Here is an 18911-nt window from a genome sequence, read left to right on the forward strand (position 1 = left end):
CCGGCGTCGAGCCACTTGGGTTCGCTCACTTGTCAAGGCTAACCGTCACGTTGCGTTCAGTCGCTGACCCTGGCGTTGTCGCGGGTCACGGGGCACACTCCTGCGCCGAACGCCCGTACGGGGAGTTGGGCGCAGTCCGGAAGGATCCACATGATCGTTTTGGCTAGACGGCTCGGCGCGCTGGCGGTCACCGCCGCGGCGGCGCTGACGCTGACCGGTGTCCCGGCGCAGGCGGCGCAGGCGCCGATCGACGTGCGCCTGATCGCGTTCAACGACTTCCACGGCAACCTGGAGCCGCCGGCCGGCTCCTCGGGCCGCGTGACGCTGTCGGACGGCACGTCGGTGGTGGCGGGCGGCGCCGCGTACATGGCGACGCACGTCCAGCAGCTGCGGACGAAGAACACGCTGGTGTTCTCGGCCGGCGACAACGTGGGTGCTTCCCCGCTCGCCTCGGCGCTGTTCCATGACGAGCCGACGATCGACTTCATGAACGACATCGGCGTGAACGCGTCGGCGATCGGCAACCACGAGCTGGACAAGGGCTACCAGGAGCTGCTGCGCAAGCAGTTCGGCGGCTGCGCCTCGGACGGCTGCCAGTTCGAGAAGTCGTTCAAGGGCGCGAAGTGGCCGTACCTGGCGGCGAACATGACGTTCGACAACGGCCTGCCGGCGGCGCTGCCGTTCACTGTGGACTTCAGCGGCGGTGTGCCGGTGGGTGTGATCGGTGTGCCGCTGAAGGACCTGCCCAGCGTGACGTCGGCCGACGCGATCAAGGGCCTGAAGTTCGGTGACGAGGTGCAGGCGATCAACAAGTCGGCTGACGTGCTGGACAAGCTGGGCGTGAAGACGATCGTGGTGCTGCTGCACCAGGGCGACAACACGGAGGGCGGCGGCCCGAACGACTGCCGGACGACTCCGGGGCCGGCGCTGGCGATCGCGAAGGCGGCGTCGCCGAAGGTGGACGTGATCTTCTCCGGGCACAGCCACCAGCAGTACGACTGCACGGTGACGGACCCGGCCGGCAACCCGCGACCGCTGATCCAGGGCGCCTCGTTCGGCCGGCTGCTGTCTGTGGTCGACCTGAAGATCGACCCGCGCACCCGGGACGCGATCCGCGGCCAGACGGTGGCGCACAACGAGGTCGTGACGCGGGACGTGACACCGGACCCGACGGTGCAGGCGCTGGTGTCGAAGGCCGTGACGGAGGCGGCGCCGATCGCGAACAAGCCGGTCGGCACGATCACCTCGGACATCGTGGCGGCCCAGCAGCCGTCGGGTGAGTCGCCGCTGGGTGACGTGATCGCCGACGCGCAGCTGGAGTCGACGAAGTCGGCGGGTGCGCAGGTGGCGGTGATGAACCCGGGCGGCATCCGGGCGGATCTGAACTTCAAGTCGTCGACCGCCGGCGTGCCGGACGGCACCGTGACGTACGCGAACGCCTTCACGATCCAGCCGTTCGCGAACATCCTGCAGACGGAGACGCTGACCGGCGCGCAGCTGAAGGCGGTGCTGGAGCAGCAGTGGCAGCCGCAGCCGAACGGCTCGGTGCAGACGAAGATGCTGCAGATCTCGTCGAGCCTGCACTACACGTGGTCGGCGTCGGCCCCGGTGGGCTCGCGGATCACCTCGATCACCGTGGCCGGCCAGCCGGTGACCCCGGACGGCAGCTACAAAGTGACCGCGAACAACTTCCTCACCGGCGGCGGCGACGGCTTCACGGTGTTGAAGCAGGGCACCGGCATCGTCGGCGGCGCGATCGACCTGGACGCGTTCACGGCGTACCTGACGGCGCACCAGAACCTGGCGCCGCCGGCCGCCGACCGCATCACACAGACGCCCTGACCCTGTGTGACCAGCACAATCAACCGATTCAGGTATCCAAGGGGGGTTGTGATCAAGGTCACGTAGGGGCAAGCTCGGGACACGGATGGCCCAGCGGGAAACAGGTTTCGCGGACTGCCGGGAAGGGACCAGGTGGTTGCATGGCGGAAGATCTTCGCTGTGACGGTCGGCGTGTCGGCTGCACCCCCGCGGCCGGGTTGGTCGGTGCCTGTCCGGTCGCGACTGTGAGCAGCGCCAGCTAGGTCTCGGGTGCGCAGACGCCGAGGGCGTTCGTCCTTCATTCGCGCACGTCGACGATGTTGAGCCCCACATCGGATGCGTTTCAGGGCGCACCTGGTGAGGTTCCACGCCAACCTCGCGACGACCGCGACCGTCACTTTTTCTGGTAGGACCTGGGTGCGGTGGCCTTCGGGGGCACCGCACCCAGGCATGTTTGGGGTCCGCCTATGGTGGAAGCCGTCGATGGCCTACCCGGGAGGACTACCGTGCAGTTCAACGACGACGCCGACCTGGACACCTCACAGGTACAGGACTACCGGGGCTCGGGCGGCGGCGGTGGCGGTGGTTTCGGCTTCCCGCTGGGCGGCCTGGCGCTGGGCGGCGGCGGGCTGGGCATCGTCGGCCTCGTGCTGTGGCTGGTGATCAGCCACCTCGGCGGCGGGGCCAACCAGCTGTCCGGGCAGCCGAACAACTCCCAGATCAACCAGTGCAAGACCGGCGCGCAGGCCAACGCCAGCCAGGAGTGCCGGGACGTGGCCCTGGTGAACTCGATCCAGGCCTACTGGTCGGACCAGTTCTCCCGGTCGGGCAAGACCTACAAGAAGGCCACCACGATCTTCTTCACCAACCGGCAGCAGACCGGCTGCGGCACCGGCACCACCGGCATGGGCCCCTTCTACTGCCCGGCCGACCAGCACGTGTACATCGACCTGAGCTTCTTCAAGGAGCTGCAGACCCGGTTCGGCGCCACCGGCGGCCCGTTCGTCGAGGGCTACGTGCTCGCCCACGAGTACGGGCACCACGTGCAGAACCTGCTCGGCACCTCACGCAACATCGGCAAGGGCAGCGGCGCGACGTCCGGCTCGGTGCGGCTGGAGTTGCAGGCCGACTGCTACGCCGGCGTGTGGGCCAACCACGCCACCAGCACGCCGGCCAGCAACGGCAAGCCGCTGATCACCAACGTGTCGCAGCAGGACATCAACAACGCGCTGGACACCGCCTCCCGCATCGGGGACGACTTCATCCAGAAGAACCTCGGCAACGGCCAGGTCAACTCCGGCTCGTTCACCCACGGCACGTCGGCGCAGCGGCAGCACTGGTTCACCACCGGCTACCAGAGCGGCAACCCGGCCGCCTGCGACACCTTCAACACCGACAACCTGGGCTGATGTCCGTTCCGTTCAAGACGCCCGGACGCGGGCCCGGCACGCTGGGGCCATGACCGTTGACCTTTCTCGCGCGGCGGCGTTTCTGGCCGGGCACGGACGGGTGCTGGATCGCCGCCGCTTCGAGCTGCTCCTCGGCCGGGCGGATGCCGACGCGGTGCTGGCCGCCGTGGACGGCTACCGCAACCCGGACGGTGGTTACGGCTGGGGGCTGGAACCGGATCTACGCGCGCCGGAGAGCCAGCCCGCCGGTGCCTTGCATGCCTTTGAGGTCTTCGCCGACGTCGCGCCGGCGACGACGCCACGCGCGGTCGAGTTGTGTGACTGGCTCGACTCGGTGACGTTGCCGGACGGTGGTCTGCCGTTCGCGCTGCCGGTCGCCGACCCAACGGCCTGCGCCCCGTTCTGGGCACAGGCAGACCCGACGGTCTCGGCCTTGCAGAGCACCGCGTTCGCCGCCGGCGCCGCCCATCGTGTCGCCGCGCATGACCCGGCGGTCGCTGAGCACCCATGGTTGGCCCGTGCGACGAGGTACTGCCTGGACGAGCTCGCGGCAGTGCAGACGCAGCCGCACGCGATCGCGCTGGCGTTCGCCATCGGGCTCCTCGACGCCGTCCATGACCGTTATCCGGAGGCGCCGGGCCTACTGGCGCGGCTGGGCGAGTTCGTGCCGGCCAGCGGCCTGGTCGCGGTCGAAGGCGGCTCGGAGGGCGAGACCCTGCGGGCGCTCGATTTCGCGTCGGTGCCGGACAGCCCGGCGAGCGCGCTACTGGGTCCCGGTGTGCTCGCAGCCGAGTTGGACCGCCTGGCTGATCGGCAGCAGCACGACGGTGGCTGGACGGTCGACTTCGCCAGCTTTTCCCCGGCCGCAGCGCTGGAGTGGCGCGGTTATGCGACCGTGCGAGCCGTGTCGACGCTGCAGCGGGCCGGCTGGCTGCGTTAGGCGATCAGCATCGGCAGGCAGTCGTCCAGGCCGGCGACCTCCAGCTTCCAGTGTGGACGGAAGGTGGCGAAGCGGTCAGCGGTGACCAGCATGCGCAGCTGCACGGCGGGTTCGCCGCGGCGGTTGTCGCGCATGGTGCCGTCGTCGACGTAGCCGAGGGAGCGGCTGACGTGCAGCGAGGCCTCGTTGTCGACGTACGCCGAGGTACGGGCCTGCACGGCGCCGAGATGGTCGAAGGCGAAGCTCAACACGGCGGCGCGCATCTCGGTGCCGTAGCCATGGCCCTGGAACCGGCGGCCGAGCCACGAGCCGGTGCTGACCTCGCGGGTGACGGCGAAGTCGCGGGCGCTCATGGTCTGCTCGCCGATCACCTTGCCGTCCAGGCGAATCAGGAAGTTCAGGTGCCAGTCGTCGGGCCTCAGCGCGGCCCGCTGCGACCAGTGGTAGCGCAGGCTGTTGACGCCCAGTTCGGCGTCCGGCACGTCGGTCCACGGGACACCGAACGGCATGTACTCGGGCGGGTGCACGCCGGCCCGCGCGACCTCGATGAGCTCGAACAGGCCCGCGTCGTCGTCGGGGCGCAGTTCGAGGCGCTGGGTGCGTAGCACCAGGTTCCGCAGTGGCCAAGGCTCCATGACGTGATGGTGCCCGCACGGCGTCGCGGCAGCCAGCGGATTACGGTCGAGGCCATGCAGGCGATCACGATCAGGCAGCCGGGCGGGCCGGAAGTGCTCGAATGGGCGGAGGCGCCCGATCCCACGGTGCGCCCCGGCGAGGTGCTGCTGGATGTGGCGGCGACGGCGGTGAACCGGGCGGATCTGTTGCAGCGTCAGGGTTTCTACCCGCCGCCGCCGGGTGCGCCGGAGATTCTGGGCCTGGAGTGCTCGGGCACGGTCGCCCAGGTCGGCGAGGGCGTCACGAGCTGGCAGGTAGGCGACCAGGTGTGTGCGCTGCTGGCCGGCGGCGGCTACGCGGAGAAGGTGGCGGTGCCGGCGGAGCAGCTGCTGCCGCTGCCCAAGAACGTGAGCTTGGTGGAGGCGGCGGGCCTGCCCGAGGTCGTGTGCACGGTGTGGTCGACGGTCGTGCAGACGGCGGGTCTGTCCACTGGGGACGTGCTGCTGGTGCACGGCGGCGCGGGCGGCATCGGCACCTGCGCGATCCAGATCGGCAAGGCGCTCGGTGTCACGGTGGCGGTGACGGCGGGCTCGGACGAGCGGCTGGCCCTGTGCCGCGAGCTCGGTGCGGATATCACCATCAACTACAAGACCCAGGATTTCGTCGAGGAGGTACGGAACGCGACCGACGGCCACGGCGCGGACGTGGTGCTGGACAACATGGGCGCGTCCTACCTGGCCCGCAACATCGACGTGCTGGCGATGGACGGCCGCGTGGTCAACATCGGCATGCAGGGCGGTGTGAAGGGCGAGCTGAACATCGGCGCGCTGATGGCCAAGCGCGGCGGCGTGCTGTCGGCCGGCCTGCGGGCCCGCCCGGTCACGGGCAAGGGCAGCAAGGCCGACATCATCGCGGACGTCCGCGAGCGGCTGTGGCCGCTGGTGGAGTCCGGCGCGGTGAAGCCGATCATCGGCCGCACGCTGCCGATGTCTCAGGCGGCCGAGGCGCACCGGGCGCTGGAGGCGTCGGACGTGTTCGGCAAGGTCGTGCTCACGGCGTGAGCAGCGCGTAGCCGATCGTCTCCTCGGTGCGGAAGCGCAGCGCGAACTCCCGCCGCCAGCGGTCCATGACGGTCAGCTCGCCGGGGCGTCCGATGTCGTCGAGCAGCACGGCGGCGCCGGGCGCCAGCACGCCACGAAACACCGGCATAGCCGGGTAGCGGATCAGGTCGTCGCCGGACGGGCCGTCCACCAGCAGCAGGTCGACCAGCCCGAACCGGTCGACGTACTCCGACACCTCGTCGTGCACGACCTCGGGCGCGTACCAGCCGGCCTTGCCGATGGCGGCGGGATGCGGCTGGAGCGGCACGTGCACGACCCGGGCCACGTGCCCGAGTCCCTCGCGGCGAAGCTGGCTCGCGACGAAGGCGGCCTGCCGCTCGTCGTGTTCCAGCGACAGCAGGTGCCCGAAGCCGCGGCGGTGCAGCAGCCGTGCGATGAGGACGGATGCCGCGCCACAGCCGCATTCCACCAGCACGCTGCGCGCCCCTAGCAGCACCTCGTCGAGCAGCACGGTGATGCCGGACGGCCGCAGGTCGCGGCGGGTGAACGGCAGGTACTCGGTCAGCAGCGGCGTCAGCCGGACCCAGGCGGAGACGTCCGCCAGCGCGCGGCTATCCAATGTCGGCCAGCGCGCGGATCAGCTGGTCGACCTCCATCTGGTTGGTGTAGTGCGCCAACCCGATGCGCACTGCCCCGCCGATCTCGCCGACGCCGAGCACGGAGAAAACGCCGTTCTGGCCGGGGTCGGCGAAGGCGCACACCCCGCGTTCGGCGAGGTGCTCCACGGCCTCGACGGCCTTCACCCCGGTCACGGTGAACGCGAGCGACGGCACGCGGCGCATGGCGTCGCCGATGACCATGGCGTTGCGGGACCACCGAAGCTCGTTGATCAGGTGGGCCAGCAGCCCGGCCTGGTACGACTTCATCGAGCCGAGGGAGGCGAGCAGCCGCTCCCGGCGCGGCCCGACCGCCGCGTCGTCCAGCGCCGCGAGGTAGTCCACGGAGGCGACCAGCCCGGCGAGCAGCGGATACGGGTGCGGCCCCAGTTCCAGCCGCTCCGGCCCGCGGGCGCCGGCCTCCAGCGCCACGGACGGCAGCCGGTCGAGCAGCTTGGCGTCGCGGAACACCAGTGCGCCGACCGGCGGCCCGCCCCAGGCGTTGGCCGACACGGCGACGATGTCCGCGCCCATGGCGACGATGTCCAGCGGCATGAACGGGGCCGCCGACGAGGCGTCCACGACGACCAGCGCGCCGGCGTTGTGCGCGGTCTCGGCGATCTTCGGCAGGTCCGGCCGCGTGCCGACCGCGCCGGAGGCGGCGGTGATGGCGACCACTTTGGTCCGCGCCGAGACCAGTTCGTCGTACTGCCAGGCGGGCAGCTCGCACGTCTCGATGTCGATCTCGGCCCACCGGACCGTCCCGCCGGAGCGCTGCGCGGCGCGCTGCCACGGCGACACGTTGGCCGGGTGATCCAGTCGGGACACCACGACCTCGTCACCGAGCAGCCAGCCGTCGCCGAGCGCGTCGGCCAGCCGTTGCAGCAGCACCGCCGAGCTTGTCCCCAGCACCACGCCCGCGGGGTCGGCGCCGACCAGGTCAGCGACGGCTCGCCGGGCCGCGTCCACGATCGCCTCCGCGCGCTGCGATGCCGGGAAGATGCCGCCCGGTCCGGAGACCGGGGCCCGCAGCGCGGTGGAAACGGCGGTCGCGACCTGCTCGGGCACCTGCATGCCCGCCGGTGAGTCGAGGTGCACCCAGCCGTCGCCGAGAGCGGGGAACAGCCCACGGACCCGAGCGACGTCGAACGCCATGGCACACACCGTAGGCGAGCACGCAGCGAAGCGGCACTCCCGGGTGCCAGGATGGAGGTATGACAGCGCCCAACGACAGCGAGTCCAACGGCACGGGACCGCAGCACATCGTGGTGGTGGGCCCGGACGGAGCCCAGCTCGGCTCCGCGCGGGTGCCGTCTGCCGACGAGGCCGAGCCCGGCGGCCAGGACGTGAGCGGCCTGGTCGAGCAGCCGGCCAAGGTGATGCGGATCGGCACGATGATCAAACAACTGCTCGAGGAGGTGCGGGCCGCTCCGCTCGACGAGGCCAGCCGCAACCGCCTGCGGGAGATCCACAAGGCGTCCATCACGGAACTGGAGGACGGCCTGGCGCCGGAGCTGCGGGAGGAGCTGGAACGGCTGTCGCTGCCGTTCACCGACGACTCCACCCCGTCCGACGCCGAGCTGCGCATCGCGCAGGCCCAGCTGGTCGGCTGGCTGGAGGGCCTGTTCCACGGCATCCAGACCGCCCTGTTCGCGCAGCAGATGGCGGCGCGGGTGCAGCTGGAGCAGATGCGTGGCCGCGCGCTGCCGCCGGGCATCGGCGGCGCCGACGCGGACCCGCAGCACGTCCGGGGCAGCGGCCAATACCTGTAGCTACGGTGGTCCGGCGTCATCACCCGACAGTGCCCGCCCAGGCGTAACACCACGGAATGACGCCGGTACCCTCGTTCCTCGTGCATCCATCAAGCACCATCGACCGCCCCGCGGAACCGCTGGCGCCCTCGACCCGCAGCTGGTCGCGCGCCTTCGCGGACATCCGCACCGGCCTGGCGAACCGGCAGCTGTGGGCCCACCTGGGCTGGCAGGACATCAAGCAGCGCTACCGCCGCTCGGTGCTGGGCCCGTTGTGGATCACCATTGGCATGGGCGTCACCGCGTTGGGCACCGGCCTGCTGTACGGCTTCCTGTTCCACGCGAACACCGCGACATTCCTCCCTTATGTCACGGTCGGCTTCATTGTCTGGAACTTCCTGAGCGGCTGCCTGCTGGAGGGGCTGCAGACCTTCATCTCCAACGAGGGTCTGATCAAGCACCTGCCGGCGCCGCTGTCGGTCTACGTGCTGCGCACGATCTGGCGGCAGACGCTGCTGCTGGCGCACAACCTGATCGTCTACGTGATCGTCACGCTGATCTTCATCGGCCAGCTGGTCGAGCCGTACTCGCTGGCCGCCGACGGCGGCGGCACGCTGCAGCCCGGCATCGGCTGGTCGATCCTGCTGGCGATCCCGGGCTTCCTGCTCATCGCCGTCAACGGTGGCTGGGTGGCCACGCTGCTGGGCATCATCAGCACCCGCTACCGGGACATCCCGCAGGTCATCAACGCGATCATCCAGCTGCTGTTCTACGGCACGCCGATCGTGTGGACGCTCGACACCCTCGGCAAGGCGAACCGCGAGCTCGGCCAGCTGGTGCTGGACTGGAATCCGCTCTACCACCTGCTGCAGGTGATGCGCGGCCCGCTGCTCGGCCAGGAGGTCACCCCGCTGAGCTGGATCGTCACCATCGGCATGGCGGTCGTCGGCTGGGCGCTGGCCCTGCTGTTCATGAAGAACTACCGTGCCCGCATCTCCTACTGGGTGTGAGTGAGGCTTTCTGCATATGGTCAGCATCGACGTCTGGAACGCCTCGGTCGACTTCCCCATCTTCGACGCCAAGACGCGCTCGTTGAAGAAGGCGGTGCTCGGCAAGGCGGGCGGCCGGATCGGCACCGAGAACCGGGTGCCGATCATCGAGGCGCTGCGTGACATCACGCTGTCGCTCAAGCACGGCGACCGGGTGGCCCTGGTCGGCCACAACGGCGCCGGCAAGTCCACGCTGCTGCGCATGCTCGCCGGCATCTACGAGCCCACCCGCGGCTCGGCGCGGATCAACGGCCGGGTCGCCCCGGTGTTCGACCTCGGCGTCGGCATGGACCCCGAGCTGTCGGGCTACGAGAACATCATCATCCGCGGTCTCTTCCTTGGCATGACCCGCAAGGAGATGGAGAAGCGGATGGACGACATCGCCGACTTCTCCGAGCTGGGCAACTACCTGTCGATGCCGATCCGCACCTACTCGACGGGTATGCGGGTCCGGTTGGCGCTGGGCGTGGTGACCTCCATCGACCCGGAGATCCTGATCCTGGACGAGGGCATCGGCGCGGTCGACGCGGCCTTCCTGGACAAGGCCCGGACCCGGCTCAACGACCTGGTGCGCCGCTCCGGCCTGCTGGTGTTCGCATCGCACTCGGACGAGTTCCTGATGGAGCTGTGCAACACGGCGATCTGGATGGACCACGGCCAGATGAAGATGCAGGGCGGGCTGCGCGAGGTGCTCACCGCGTACAAGGGCCGCGACCCGTTCGAGCACATGTCCCAGGAGACGCTGGAGCGGCTGGGTCTGGCCGGCGACCCGGTGCTGCCGAACGGTGAGTCGGCATGAGCTCCCGGCGCCTGCCCAAGGGCGCGGTGGTCGCGGTCATCGTCACGCACAACCGGCGTGAGCTGCTGGCCAACTCGCTGAAGGTGATGGCGGCCCAGACCAAGCCGATCGCGCACCTGGTCGTGGTGGACAACGACCCGGAGCACCCGGCCAAGGAGCTGGTGGAGTCCTGCGGGATCCCCACCACCTACCTGCTGTCGCAGCGCAACCTGGGCGGGGCCGGCGGCTTCGCGCTGGGCATGCTGCACGCCCTGTCGCTGGGCGCGGACTGGGTGTGGCTGGCCGACGACGACGGCCGGCCCGCCGACGAGAACGTGCTGCAGATCCTGTTCGAGGAGGCGACCAAGCGCCGGCTGGCCGCCATCTCGCCGGTGGTCGCCGACATCGACGACCCGGACAAGCTGGCCTTCCCGCTGCGCCGCGGCCTGACCTGGAAGCGCGACGCCGGCGAGCTCGGCGACGACTTCCTGCCCGGCATCGCCTCGCTGTTCAACGGCGCGCTGTTCAAGGCCGAGGCGCTCGACGTGGTCGGCGTGCCGGACTACCGGCTGTTCTTCCGCGGCGACGAGGTCGAGGTGCACCGCCGCCTGGTGCGCAGCGGGCTGCCGTTCGGCACCAGCCTGCGCACCCAGTACCTGCACCCCAACGGCAGCGGCGAGTTCAAGCCGATGCTGGGCGGCCGGTTCCACGCGCAGGACCCGGAGAACGAGGTCAAGCGCTACTACACGTACCGCAATCGCGGCTACCTGCTGTCCCAGCCGGGGCTGCGCCACCTCGGCCTGCTCGAGGTGGCCCGGTTCGGGCTGTACTTCCTGACCGTGCGCAAGGACCCGAAGCTGTTCGCGCAGTGGCTCAAGTTGGTCCTCCAGGGCCGGCACGAGCGCTTCTACCGCAGGTAGACGGCTAGGAAGCCGACTCTTCAGACCCCCGCCCGGTTCGCCGGGCGGAGGTTCTTGTGTTGATGGGGCAGGGCCGTTCCGCAGGTCGGCGGGCCCTTCCGCGGCCGGCCGGCGGCGACCTCAAGGTTTTCTCAAGGTTTCCCCACGGACGTTCCGTACTCTTTGCCGCATAAGGCGCGACAAGGGCCGTTCCGGTTCTAGAGGGGAGAACCGGAACGGCTTTTTGTGTTTTCGTTGCGGCACACCTGAAATTCGACCCGAAGATTGCCTCAAGGTTTTCCCAAACGACCTTCCCTAATGTCGTCTCCGTCAGCAGGACACGACAGGGGGTAAGCGGGAGATGTCCGGCTTCAAGGCTCATGTCAGCCGCCCTCACGTCCTCGACAGCACCACCGGCGGCACCGCCCGTATCGGCTGAGAGGCACCACCGGTGGTGTCGGCGCGCAGAGGGGACGCGCCGACCCTGCCGAGCCGCCACCGACCAGAGAGGGGACTCACCATGGCTCGCCGCACGTTCACTCCCGCCCAGGTCACCGAGATGCTGGCCCGCTGGCACCGGGGCGACTCCGCCACCGACGTGGCCGCCGCGGTCGGCGTCGACCGCAAGACCGTGAAGAAGTACGCCGACTGCGCGCTGGCGGCCGGCATCCGGCCGGGCGGCCCGCCGCTGACCGCCGCGGACTGGACCCGGCTGATCGCCCGCCGCCACCCGGTGATCGCGCAGCCGCGGCTGCGCCGCACCACCTGGCTCGAACTGGACGAGAACCGGGACTTCATCGCCCAGCTGCGGGCCGCCGGGGTGCCGCAGGAGCGCATCTGGCGCCGGCTGCGCGCCGAGCGTGGCGTCCTGTCCAGCCTGGCCACCCTCAAGCGCTGGGTCGCCGAGAACCTGGCGCCGGCGGAGCTCGTCGACGTGAGGTAACGAAAGCAACGCCCACCGCCGATAAGCCGGTAAGGGCGGGAATTGTGTGAGCGGGCGTACTTGACCACTCCTCGACCTGCCGGCGACCCTGTACCAGGCAGGCGGCGAGGGGGGATCGGGTTTGCGGTTTCGGCTACTCGGCCCGGTCTGCGTGCTGTCCGGTGACACCACGGTGGAGGTGAGCGGTCGCAAGCCGCGGGCACTGCTGGCGGTGCTAGCGCTCGACGCCGGCCGGGTGGTCCCGGCGGACACGCTGATCGACGTGCTCTGGGGCGAGAATCCGCCGGGCAGTGCACGCGCGGGTGTGCACTCGTACGTCTCGACCCTGCGCCGCACGCTGGGCGAGGGCACGATCCAGCGCCGACCGGCCGGCTACGAGCTGACCGTGCCGCCCACGGACGTCGACGTGCACGAGTTCGGCGCGCTGGTGACGCAGGCGCGGCAGGACCTGGCCGCGGGCCGGTTCGGCGTGGCCGAGCGGGGCCTGGAGGCGGCGCTGGCGCTGTGGCGGGGCGCCCCCCTGGGTGGGCTGGACGGCGAGTGGGCCGAGCGCGAGCGTGACCGGCTGCTGCAGCTGCGGCTGGCCGCCGTCGAGGACCGGATCGAGGCCCAGCTGCGGCTCGGACAGGGTCCCCGGCTGATCGCCGAGCTGTCCGGGCTGGTGGCCGACGACCCGCTGCGGGAGCGGTCCCGCGGGCAGCTGATGATCGCCCTCTACCAGGCCGGCCGGCAGGCGGACGCCCTCGCGGCGTACGAGGCCGGCCGCCGGCTGCTGATCGACGAGCTCGGGGTGGAACCGAGCCCCGAGTTCCAGGCGGTGCACGGCCAGATCCTGCGCGGCGAGGTGCCGACCCCGGTGGTGGACGAGCCGCCGCCGGTCGAGCCCGTCGTTCCCCAGGCACGAACCGAGGCCGCGCCGGCCGCGCCGCGGCAGCTGCCGTCGGACCTTCCCGACTTCACCGGCCGCGAGGCGCAGATCGAGCGGCTGGTGGGCCGGCTGGCCGCCGACACCAACGCCACCAAGGTCTGCGTGATCGCCGGCCAGCCCGGCGCCGGCAAGAGCTCGCTGGCCATCCACGTCGCGCACCTGGTGCGTGAGCAGTACCCGGACGGCCAGCTGTACGTGAACCTGCGCGGTGTGCACGCGTCCTCGCTGGACCCGGCCGAGGTGCTGGCCCGGTTCCTGCGCGCCCTGGGAACGCCGGCGCAGTCCGTGCCGGACAGCCTGGAGGAGCGCGCGGACCTGTACCGCACGATGCTGTCCAACCGCCGGGTGCTGGTCCTGCTCGACGACGCCGCCGACGAGCGGCACGTCCGCGACCTGCTGCCGGGCGGCCCGGGCTGCGCGGTGCTGGTGACCAGCCGCCGCCGGCTGCCGGCGCTGGCCGGCGCGACGCACGTGGACATCGAGGTGTTCGCCGAGACCGAGGCGACGGCCCTGCTGGAGACGCTGGTCGGCGCCAAGCGGATCGCCGAGGACCCGGCGGCCGCCGCGGACATCGTGCAGCTGTGCGGGCAGCTGGCGCTGGCGGTGCGGATCACCGGCGCCCGGCTGGCCGCCCGGCCGCAGTGGCCGCTGCGGCTGCTCGCGACCCGGCTGCGGGAACGGCACCAGTTGCTGGACGAGCTGTCCGCCGGCGACCTGGAGGTACGCGGCAGCCTGCTGCTCAGCTACGAGGGCCTGGACGAGACCGACCGGCGGGCCCTGCGGCTGCTGGGCTGGCTGGGCACCATGGAGTTCGCGTCCTGGTTCGTGGCCCCGCTGCTCGACCTGACCGTGCCGGCGACCGAGCGCATCCTGGAGCGGCTGGCCGACAGCTACCTGCTGGACACCATCCTGGTCGACGCCGCCGGCTCCCCCCGCTACCAGCTGCACGACCTGACCCGGGCGTTCGCCGTCGAGCGGGCGGAGGCCGAGGAGGCGTTGCCGGACGCGACGGCGGCACTGGAGCGGGTCATCCACTGCGCCGTGACGATGATCGACGAGGCGACGGCGCGGATGCCGCGCGGCAGCGCGACGCACGTCAGCGGCCGGCCCCGCTGGCACGCCCCGGACCCGGCGACCATGGCCCGGCTGGTGGCCGACCCGGTGGGCTGGTTCGACGCCGAGCGCACGGTGTTCGTGGCGCTGGTCGAGCGGGCCAGCGAGCTGGGCCTGGTGATGTCGTCGACCAGCCTGGCCGCGGCGCTGTCCTCGTCGGCGTTCACCGCCCGCAACCAGTTCGACCAGTGGTGGCAGACACACTCGGCCGCGTTGCAGGCCGCCGACCTGGCCGGCGACGAGGCGAGCAAGGCGTCGCTGTACGTGGGCCTGGGCCGGCTGCGGCTGGAGCAGGACCGGTTCGACGAGGCCGACGACTACTACGGCCGGGCGCTGCAGATCTACGAGCGGCTGGGCGACGACAGCGCCGTCGTGCTGACCAAGCTGGAGCTGGCCAGCGTGCAGCGGGAGCGCGGTGAGCTCAAGGACGCGGAGCGGACGCTGGTCGAGGTGCTGCCGGCGCTGGCGAACGCGCACTCGTCGCAGATCGAGGCGCGGGCGTGGCACAGCCTGGGCATGACGCTGACCGAGCAGGGCTGTTTCGAGGCGGCGCTGGTCGAGCACAACCGCGCCCTGGCCCGCTATGAGGAACTGGCCGACCGGTTCGGCCAGGCCCTGGTGCTGCGGTCGATCGGCATCGCCCACCGGGCGGCCGACGAGCTCGACGCGGCCGAGCGGTTCTGCGGGTCGGCGCTGCGGCTGATGGTGGAGCTGGGCGACACGCACATGGTCGTCTACGCCGCGCAGTCGCTGGCCAAGGTGCGCATCCGGCAGGGGCGCGGCGCGGCCGAGCGGCAGGGGCTGCTCGACGGCCTGGAGAAGTGCGTGGAGCTGCAGGACGGCTTCGGGCAGGCGCTGCTGCTGCGCACCCTGGGCGAGCTGGACCTGGCCGCCGGCCGGTTCGACGACGCCGAGCAGCACCTGCAGCGGTCGCTGCAGTGGTGGACCGCGCTGTCGCTGCCGCTGTGGCAGGCCCGCACCATGCGCGACCTGTCCACGCTGCTGGCGGCGACCGGCCGCACCGACCAGGCGGACGCCACCTGGTCGGCGGCGCGGCGGCTGTTCGAGAAGCACGGCAGCCACGAGGCGAACGAGCCGCGGCCTCGGCTGTCCGGAGGGATCACCCCGGCGCGATCGCCGCTGTAGGGTGTCGCCCCGGTGACCTCGCCGTCGCCGGGACCCACGCCCGCTCGGACGTGCCGCCGGACGGCGTAATCAAGGGTGGGAAACGGATGCAATCACGAAGGTTCCTGGCGCTCGCCGCCGCCCTGGCCGTCGGTGTCGCGGCGATCCCGGCTTCCGCGGCGGAGACCGCGCCCCAGCCGCACGCCGTGCCGTCGGCGTCTGGTGCGGCCTTCACGCCGATGAGCCCGACCCGGGTGCTCGACACCCGGGACGGCACCGGCACCGGCGGCGTGGTCCGCCCGGTCGGCGACAACTCCACCATCCGGCTGGACCTGTCGGCGGTGATCCCGGCCTCGGCGACTGCGGTGGTGTTCAACCTGACCGCCGCCGACGTCACCGCCAGTACGAGCATCACGGCATGGCCGGACGGCGAGACGCAGCCCGTTTCCTCCAACCTGAACCTGGTCGCCGGCGATGTCCGCCCGAACCTGGTGACGGTGGCGGTCGGCGCCAACCGGGCCGTGGACCTGTTCAACCACTTCGGTTCGGTGGACCTGATCGCCGACCTCGCCGGTTACTACGCGACCGGCGGCGGCTCGCTGTTCACGTCGATGAGCCCGACCCGCGTGTTGGACACCCGTGACGGCACGGGCACCGGCGGTTCGAAGACCCCGGTCGGCCCGAACGGCGTCGTCACCCTCGACCTGTCCGCGGTGCTGCCGACGACCGCCACCGCGGCGGTGTTCAACCTGACCGGCACCGACACCACGGCGTCCACCGTCGTGATCGCCTACCCGGACGGCACGAACCGGCCGAGCGCCTCCAACCTGAACCTCGTCGCCGGGCAGACCGCGCCGAACCTGGTGACCGTCGCGGTCGGCGCCAACCGCAAGGTGGACCTGTTCAACCTGTCCGGCAGCGTGAACCTGATCGCCGACCTCGCCGGCTACTACGCCACCGACCGCGGCAACCCGTTCCACTCGCTGACGCCGGTTCGCGCGCTGGACAGCCGCGACGCCAACGGCAACTCGGTGAATCCCTACGGCCCCAACACGGCCCGCCCGCTCGACCTCACGCCGTGGCTGCCGCAGACGGCTGCCTCCGCGGTGTTCAACCTGACCGGCACCAACACCACGGCGTCCACTGTGGTGACGGCCTATCCGGACGGCGCCGCCCGGCCCGGCGCGTCCAACCTGAACCTGGTCGCCGGCCAGACCGCGCCGAACCTGTCCATCGTGGCCCTCGGCGACGACGGTGCGATCCAGCTCTACAACCTGTCGGGCACCGTGGACCTCATCGTCGACGTGGCCGGCTACTTCGGCCCCGCGCCGAAGCCGTGCGACACCGGCTGCGTCTACGGCAGCGGCGACAACACGCATGCGCAGCTCGCCAACGGCAGCATCGGCGGTTCCACCACTGCGATGACGCCGATCGCCGGGCTGAACCACGTGACCGCCGTGACCGGCGGCCAGTACAACGGCTTCGCGCTGCGCGCCGACGGCACCGTGTGGGGCTGGGGCGACAACTCCGTGCGACAGATGGGCAACGGCAAATCCACCGGCTACTCCACGGTGCCGTATCCGGTGTCCGCTTTGGACGGTGGTGTGAAGGCCATTGCCGGCAACGGTTTCACCACGTACGCGCTGCGGAGCGACGGCAGCGTCTGGGCGTGGGGCGACAACACCTACGGCCAGCTGGGCAACGGCACCACCAACCCGACCACCGTGCCGAGGCGCATCCCCAACCTGACCGGCGTCACGCAGATCGCCGCCGGACAGGCCAGCGGCTACGCGCTGCTCAGTGACGGCACCGTGTGGGCCTGGGGCCGCAACGCCAACGGCGAACTCGGCAACGGCGGCACCACCGACCAGAGCGCGCCGGTGCGAGTGGGCACCTTGACCGGTGTCACGTCCATCGCGGCCATCTGGACCGGCGGCTATGCCGTGAAGTCCGACAACACGGCGTGGGCCTGGGGTTCGAACGTCTACGGCGGACTCGGCACCACCGCCACGACCGGAAACGCCACCGCTCCGGTGCAGATCACCCTGTCCGGCGTGAAGTCGGTCGCCGGCGGCGCCGGTTTCACCGGCTACGCAATCAAGACCGACGGCACGGTATGGGCGTGGGGGGACAACACGGACGGCCAGTTCGGCAACGGCACCTCCGGCGCCGTTTCCGCGAACGCCGTCCAGGTGTCCAACCTGAGCGGTGTCACCGCGCTGGTCGAAGGCAACGGCGGTGCGCTGGCGCTGAAGCCGGACGGCACCGTGTCGGCGTGGGGCGCGGGCGTCGGTCCGACGCCGGGACCGGTCAACGGCATCGCCAAGGCGACCGCGGTCGGCGCCGGCGCGACGTCGAACTACGTGGTGGTTTCGTCCCCCTGACACCAGTGGTGACCAGGAGCCCCGCCCGACCCTCGGGCGGGGCTCTTTCGTTGCAAGACAAGAACCCGGCTGGCGGTGTCCGCGCGTCACCGACTGGCTACCGTGGGACATGCGTATGGTGATCCATCTCACCCGACCCGCCGGAGGCGATCATGACCGAAGCGCAGGCCGCGGACGCCGGTGGACTGCCCCTGATCGGCGGCCCGGACTTCCCGATCGGGATCTTCTGGCCGCCACCGCCGGACCAGACCACCCAGGCCCGGTACCAGGAGATCCGGGACGCCGGGTTCACCTTCGTGATCACCGGCAACTACCTGGACGACGGCAACATCATCGGCTGGGCCCTGCAGCAGGCCGACCAGGTCGGATTGAAGGTGCTCATCTCCGACGACACCCAGCTGCGCAACCTCACCCGCTGGTTCACCATCAGCGACGACCGCTCGGTGCCGATGTCCATCACCACCGCGGACGGCCGGACCCTGGTGCAGCGCGCGCTGGACGCCTACGGCGGGCACCCGTCGTTCGCCGGCTTCAACATGTTCGACGAGCCGTGGGCGGACCTGTTCCCGACGCTGGGCCGTGCCCTGGCCATCGCCCGCTCGCTGCGGCCGACCATGCTGCCGTACACGAACCTGCCGCCGGACCTGGGTTTCCCGCCGGGCGGCTACCAGCAGTTCGTCGAGCAGTTCATCCAGACGGTGCAGCCGGCGCTGCTGTCGTTCGACCGCTACCCGATCCTGTCGTCCGGATTGGACGCCGGCTACTTCTCCAACTGGGCCACCATCCGACAGGCCGGCCTCAACCACGGCCTGCCCACGTGGACGTTCATCCAGTCGGTCGGCAGCAACACCTTCCGCGCCACCAACGGCGCCGAGATGCTGTGGCTGATCAACGTCAGCCTGGCCTACGGCGCCAAGGGCATCCAGTACTTCACCTACTGGACGCCGGATCCGGCCCGCGGTGAGGGGTTCGGCCCGGCGATCATCGACCTCAACGGCCGGCGCACCGAGCGCTACCGGGCGGCGCAGCAGATCAACACCGGCTGGCTCTCGCCGGTCGGCCGGCAGCTCAAGCCGTTGGTGTCCGAACAGGTCGTGCACTTCAACGACCCACAGAACCCGGGCGGCGTCACCCCGTTCGCCGCGGACGACGTGCTGTCCGCGGTCAGCGGCGACCCCGTCATCATCGGCCGGTTCCGCAGCGGCGATCCGAACGACCGTACCCGCTGGCTGCTCGTGGTCAACCGGCAGTACGACCGGCACTCCTCGGTGACGGTCTCGCCGGTGCCGGGCCGGTTCGGCGGCGTCAGCCAGTTCGACGCGCGCAGCCAGAACTACCGGCAGGTGCAGAGCGACCGCATCAACGTCTCGCTGGACGCGGGCGCGGCCGCGCTGTACCGACTGAGCTGAGTCCGAACGCAGCGGCGCCCGCCCCGGAAT

The 18911-nt window shown here is 70.9% G+C and carries 15 protein-coding genes; 12 read left to right on the plus strand and 3 right to left on the minus strand.

Annotated features, from left to right (window positions below; translation table 11 throughout):
* Positions 1-150 precede the first annotated feature (150 nt).
* The 3 genes from BJ998_RS18160 (at position 151) to BJ998_RS18170 (ending at position 4170) form a co-directional block, all read left to right on the plus strand.
* Positions 151-1842, plus strand: a complete 1692-nt coding sequence (locus BJ998_RS18160; RefSeq protein ID WP_184863208.1) for a bifunctional metallophosphatase/5'-nucleotidase — start codon at positions 151-153, stop codon at positions 1840-1842.
* 485 nt (positions 1843-2327) lie between these two features.
* On the plus strand, positions 2328-3230 hold the full coding sequence (ypfJ, locus tag BJ998_RS18165) for a KPN_02809 family neutral zinc metallopeptidase (RefSeq protein WP_184863210.1): 903 nt from the start codon (positions 2328-2330) through the stop codon (positions 3228-3230).
* 49 nt (positions 3231-3279) lie between these two features.
* Positions 3280-4170: a hypothetical protein gene (locus BJ998_RS18170; protein ID WP_184863212.1), complete on the plus strand. Its 891-nt coding sequence runs from the start codon at positions 3280-3282 to the stop codon at positions 4168-4170.
* On the opposite strand, the gene BJ998_RS18175 is transcribed toward BJ998_RS18170, so the two are convergent.
* Complete coding sequence (locus tag BJ998_RS18175) at positions 4167-4805, minus strand: GNAT family N-acetyltransferase (protein WP_184863214.1); 639 nt, start codon at positions 4803-4805, stop codon at positions 4167-4169. The genes BJ998_RS18170 and BJ998_RS18175 overlap by 4 nt on opposite strands.
* A gap of 54 nt (positions 4806-4859) precedes the next feature.
* Between BJ998_RS18175 and BJ998_RS18180 the strand changes: the two genes are divergently transcribed.
* Complete coding sequence (locus BJ998_RS18180; protein ID WP_184863216.1) at positions 4860-5846, plus strand: NAD(P)H-quinone oxidoreductase; 987 nt, start codon at positions 4860-4862, stop codon at positions 5844-5846.
* Here BJ998_RS18180 and BJ998_RS18185 read toward each other — a convergent pair.
* On the minus strand, positions 5836-6465 hold the full coding sequence (locus BJ998_RS18185; protein ID WP_184863218.1) for a class I SAM-dependent methyltransferase: 630 nt from the start codon (positions 6463-6465) through the stop codon (positions 5836-5838). The two genes, BJ998_RS18180 and BJ998_RS18185, sit on opposite strands and share 11 nt — an antisense overlap.
* Entirely contained in the window at positions 6458-7657 is a 1200-nt protein-coding gene (locus BJ998_RS18190) for a cysteine desulfurase-like protein (RefSeq protein WP_184863220.1), read from the minus strand. Before BJ998_RS18190 ends, BJ998_RS18185 begins: the two co-directional genes overlap by 8 nt.
* A 59-nt stretch (positions 7658-7716) precedes the next feature.
* Here BJ998_RS18190 and BJ998_RS18195 point away from each other — a divergent pair, with 59 nt between their 5' ends.
* The 8 genes from BJ998_RS18195 to BJ998_RS18230 all read left to right on the plus strand — a co-directional run bounded on the left by BJ998_RS18195 (position 7717) and on the right by BJ998_RS18230 (position 18881).
* Complete coding sequence (locus BJ998_RS18195; protein WP_184863222.1) at positions 7717-8274, plus strand: bacterial proteasome activator family protein; 558 nt, start codon at positions 7717-7719, stop codon at positions 8272-8274.
* Between the two features lie 80 nt (positions 8275-8354).
* Positions 8355-9263, plus strand: a complete 909-nt coding sequence (gene wzm / locus BJ998_RS18200) for a galactan export ABC transporter permease subunit Wzm/RfbD (protein ID WP_312890183.1) — start codon at positions 8355-8357, stop codon at positions 9261-9263.
* 16 nt (positions 9264-9279) lie between these two features.
* A complete protein-coding gene (wzt, locus tag BJ998_RS18205) occupies positions 9280-10101 on the plus strand; it encodes a galactan export ABC transporter ATP-binding subunit Wzt/RfbE (RefSeq protein ID WP_184863226.1) in 822 nt (273 codons plus the stop codon).
* Entirely contained in the window at positions 10098-11000 is a 903-nt protein-coding gene (glfT1, locus tag BJ998_RS18210) for a galactofuranosyltransferase GlfT1 (RefSeq protein WP_184863228.1), read from the plus strand. The genes wzt and glfT1 overlap by 4 nt, the downstream gene beginning before the upstream one ends.
* Positions 11001-11499: 499 nt before the next feature.
* Entirely contained in the window at positions 11500-11922 is a 423-nt protein-coding gene (locus BJ998_RS18215) for a hypothetical protein (protein WP_184863230.1), read from the plus strand.
* A 121-nt stretch (positions 11923-12043) separates the two neighbouring features.
* On the plus strand, positions 12044-15109 hold the full coding sequence (locus BJ998_RS18220; RefSeq protein ID WP_184863232.1) for an AfsR/SARP family transcriptional regulator: 3066 nt from the start codon (positions 12044-12046) through the stop codon (positions 15107-15109).
* An 86-nt stretch (positions 15110-15195) separates the two neighbouring features.
* Positions 15196-17472: a hypothetical protein gene (locus BJ998_RS18225; protein WP_184863234.1), complete on the plus strand. Its 2277-nt coding sequence runs from the start codon at positions 15196-15198 to the stop codon at positions 17470-17472.
* A gap of 152 nt (positions 17473-17624) precedes the next feature.
* Entirely contained in the window at positions 17625-18881 is a 1257-nt protein-coding gene (locus BJ998_RS18230; protein WP_221338051.1) for a hypothetical protein, read from the plus strand.
* Positions 18882-18911 lie beyond the last annotated feature (30 nt).

Source organism: Kutzneria kofuensis (assembly GCF_014203355.1).
GTDB classification, from domain to species: Bacteria; Actinomycetota; Actinomycetes; order Mycobacteriales; family Pseudonocardiaceae; genus Kutzneria; species Kutzneria kofuensis.

Bases quoted from the DNA above. Each gene is read 5' to 3' on its own strand.
- BJ998_RS18160 (WP_184863208.1), top strand. From the start codon at position 151: ATGATCGTTTTGGCTAGACGGCTCGGCGCGCTGGCGGTCACCGCCGCG.
- BJ998_RS18170 (WP_184863212.1), top strand. From the start codon at position 3,280: ATGACCGTTGACCTTTCTCGCGCGGCGGCGTTTCTGGCCGGGCACGGA.
- BJ998_RS18175 (WP_184863214.1), bottom strand. From the start codon at position 4,805: ATGGAGCCTTGGCCACTGCGGAACCTGGTGCTACGCACCCAGCGCCTC.
- BJ998_RS18180 (WP_184863216.1), top strand. From the start codon at position 4,860: ATGCAGGCGATCACGATCAGGCAGCCGGGCGGGCCGGAAGTGCTCGAA.
- BJ998_RS18190 (WP_184863220.1), bottom strand. From the start codon at position 7,657: ATGGCGTTCGACGTCGCTCGGGTCCGTGGGCTGTTCCCCGCTCTCGGC.
- BJ998_RS18195 (WP_184863222.1), top strand. From the start codon at position 7,717: ATGACAGCGCCCAACGACAGCGAGTCCAACGGCACGGGACCGCAGCAC.
- wzt (WP_184863226.1), top strand. From the start codon at position 9,280: ATGGTCAGCATCGACGTCTGGAACGCCTCGGTCGACTTCCCCATCTTC.
- glfT1 (WP_184863228.1), top strand. From the start codon at position 10,098: ATGAGCTCCCGGCGCCTGCCCAAGGGCGCGGTGGTCGCGGTCATCGTC.
- BJ998_RS18215 (WP_184863230.1), top strand. From the start codon at position 11,500: ATGGCTCGCCGCACGTTCACTCCCGCCCAGGTCACCGAGATGCTGGCC.
- BJ998_RS18225 (WP_184863234.1), top strand. From the start codon at position 15,196: ATGCAATCACGAAGGTTCCTGGCGCTCGCCGCCGCCCTGGCCGTCGGT.
- BJ998_RS18230 (WP_221338051.1), top strand. From the start codon at position 17,625: ATGACCGAAGCGCAGGCCGCGGACGCCGGTGGACTGCCCCTGATCGGC.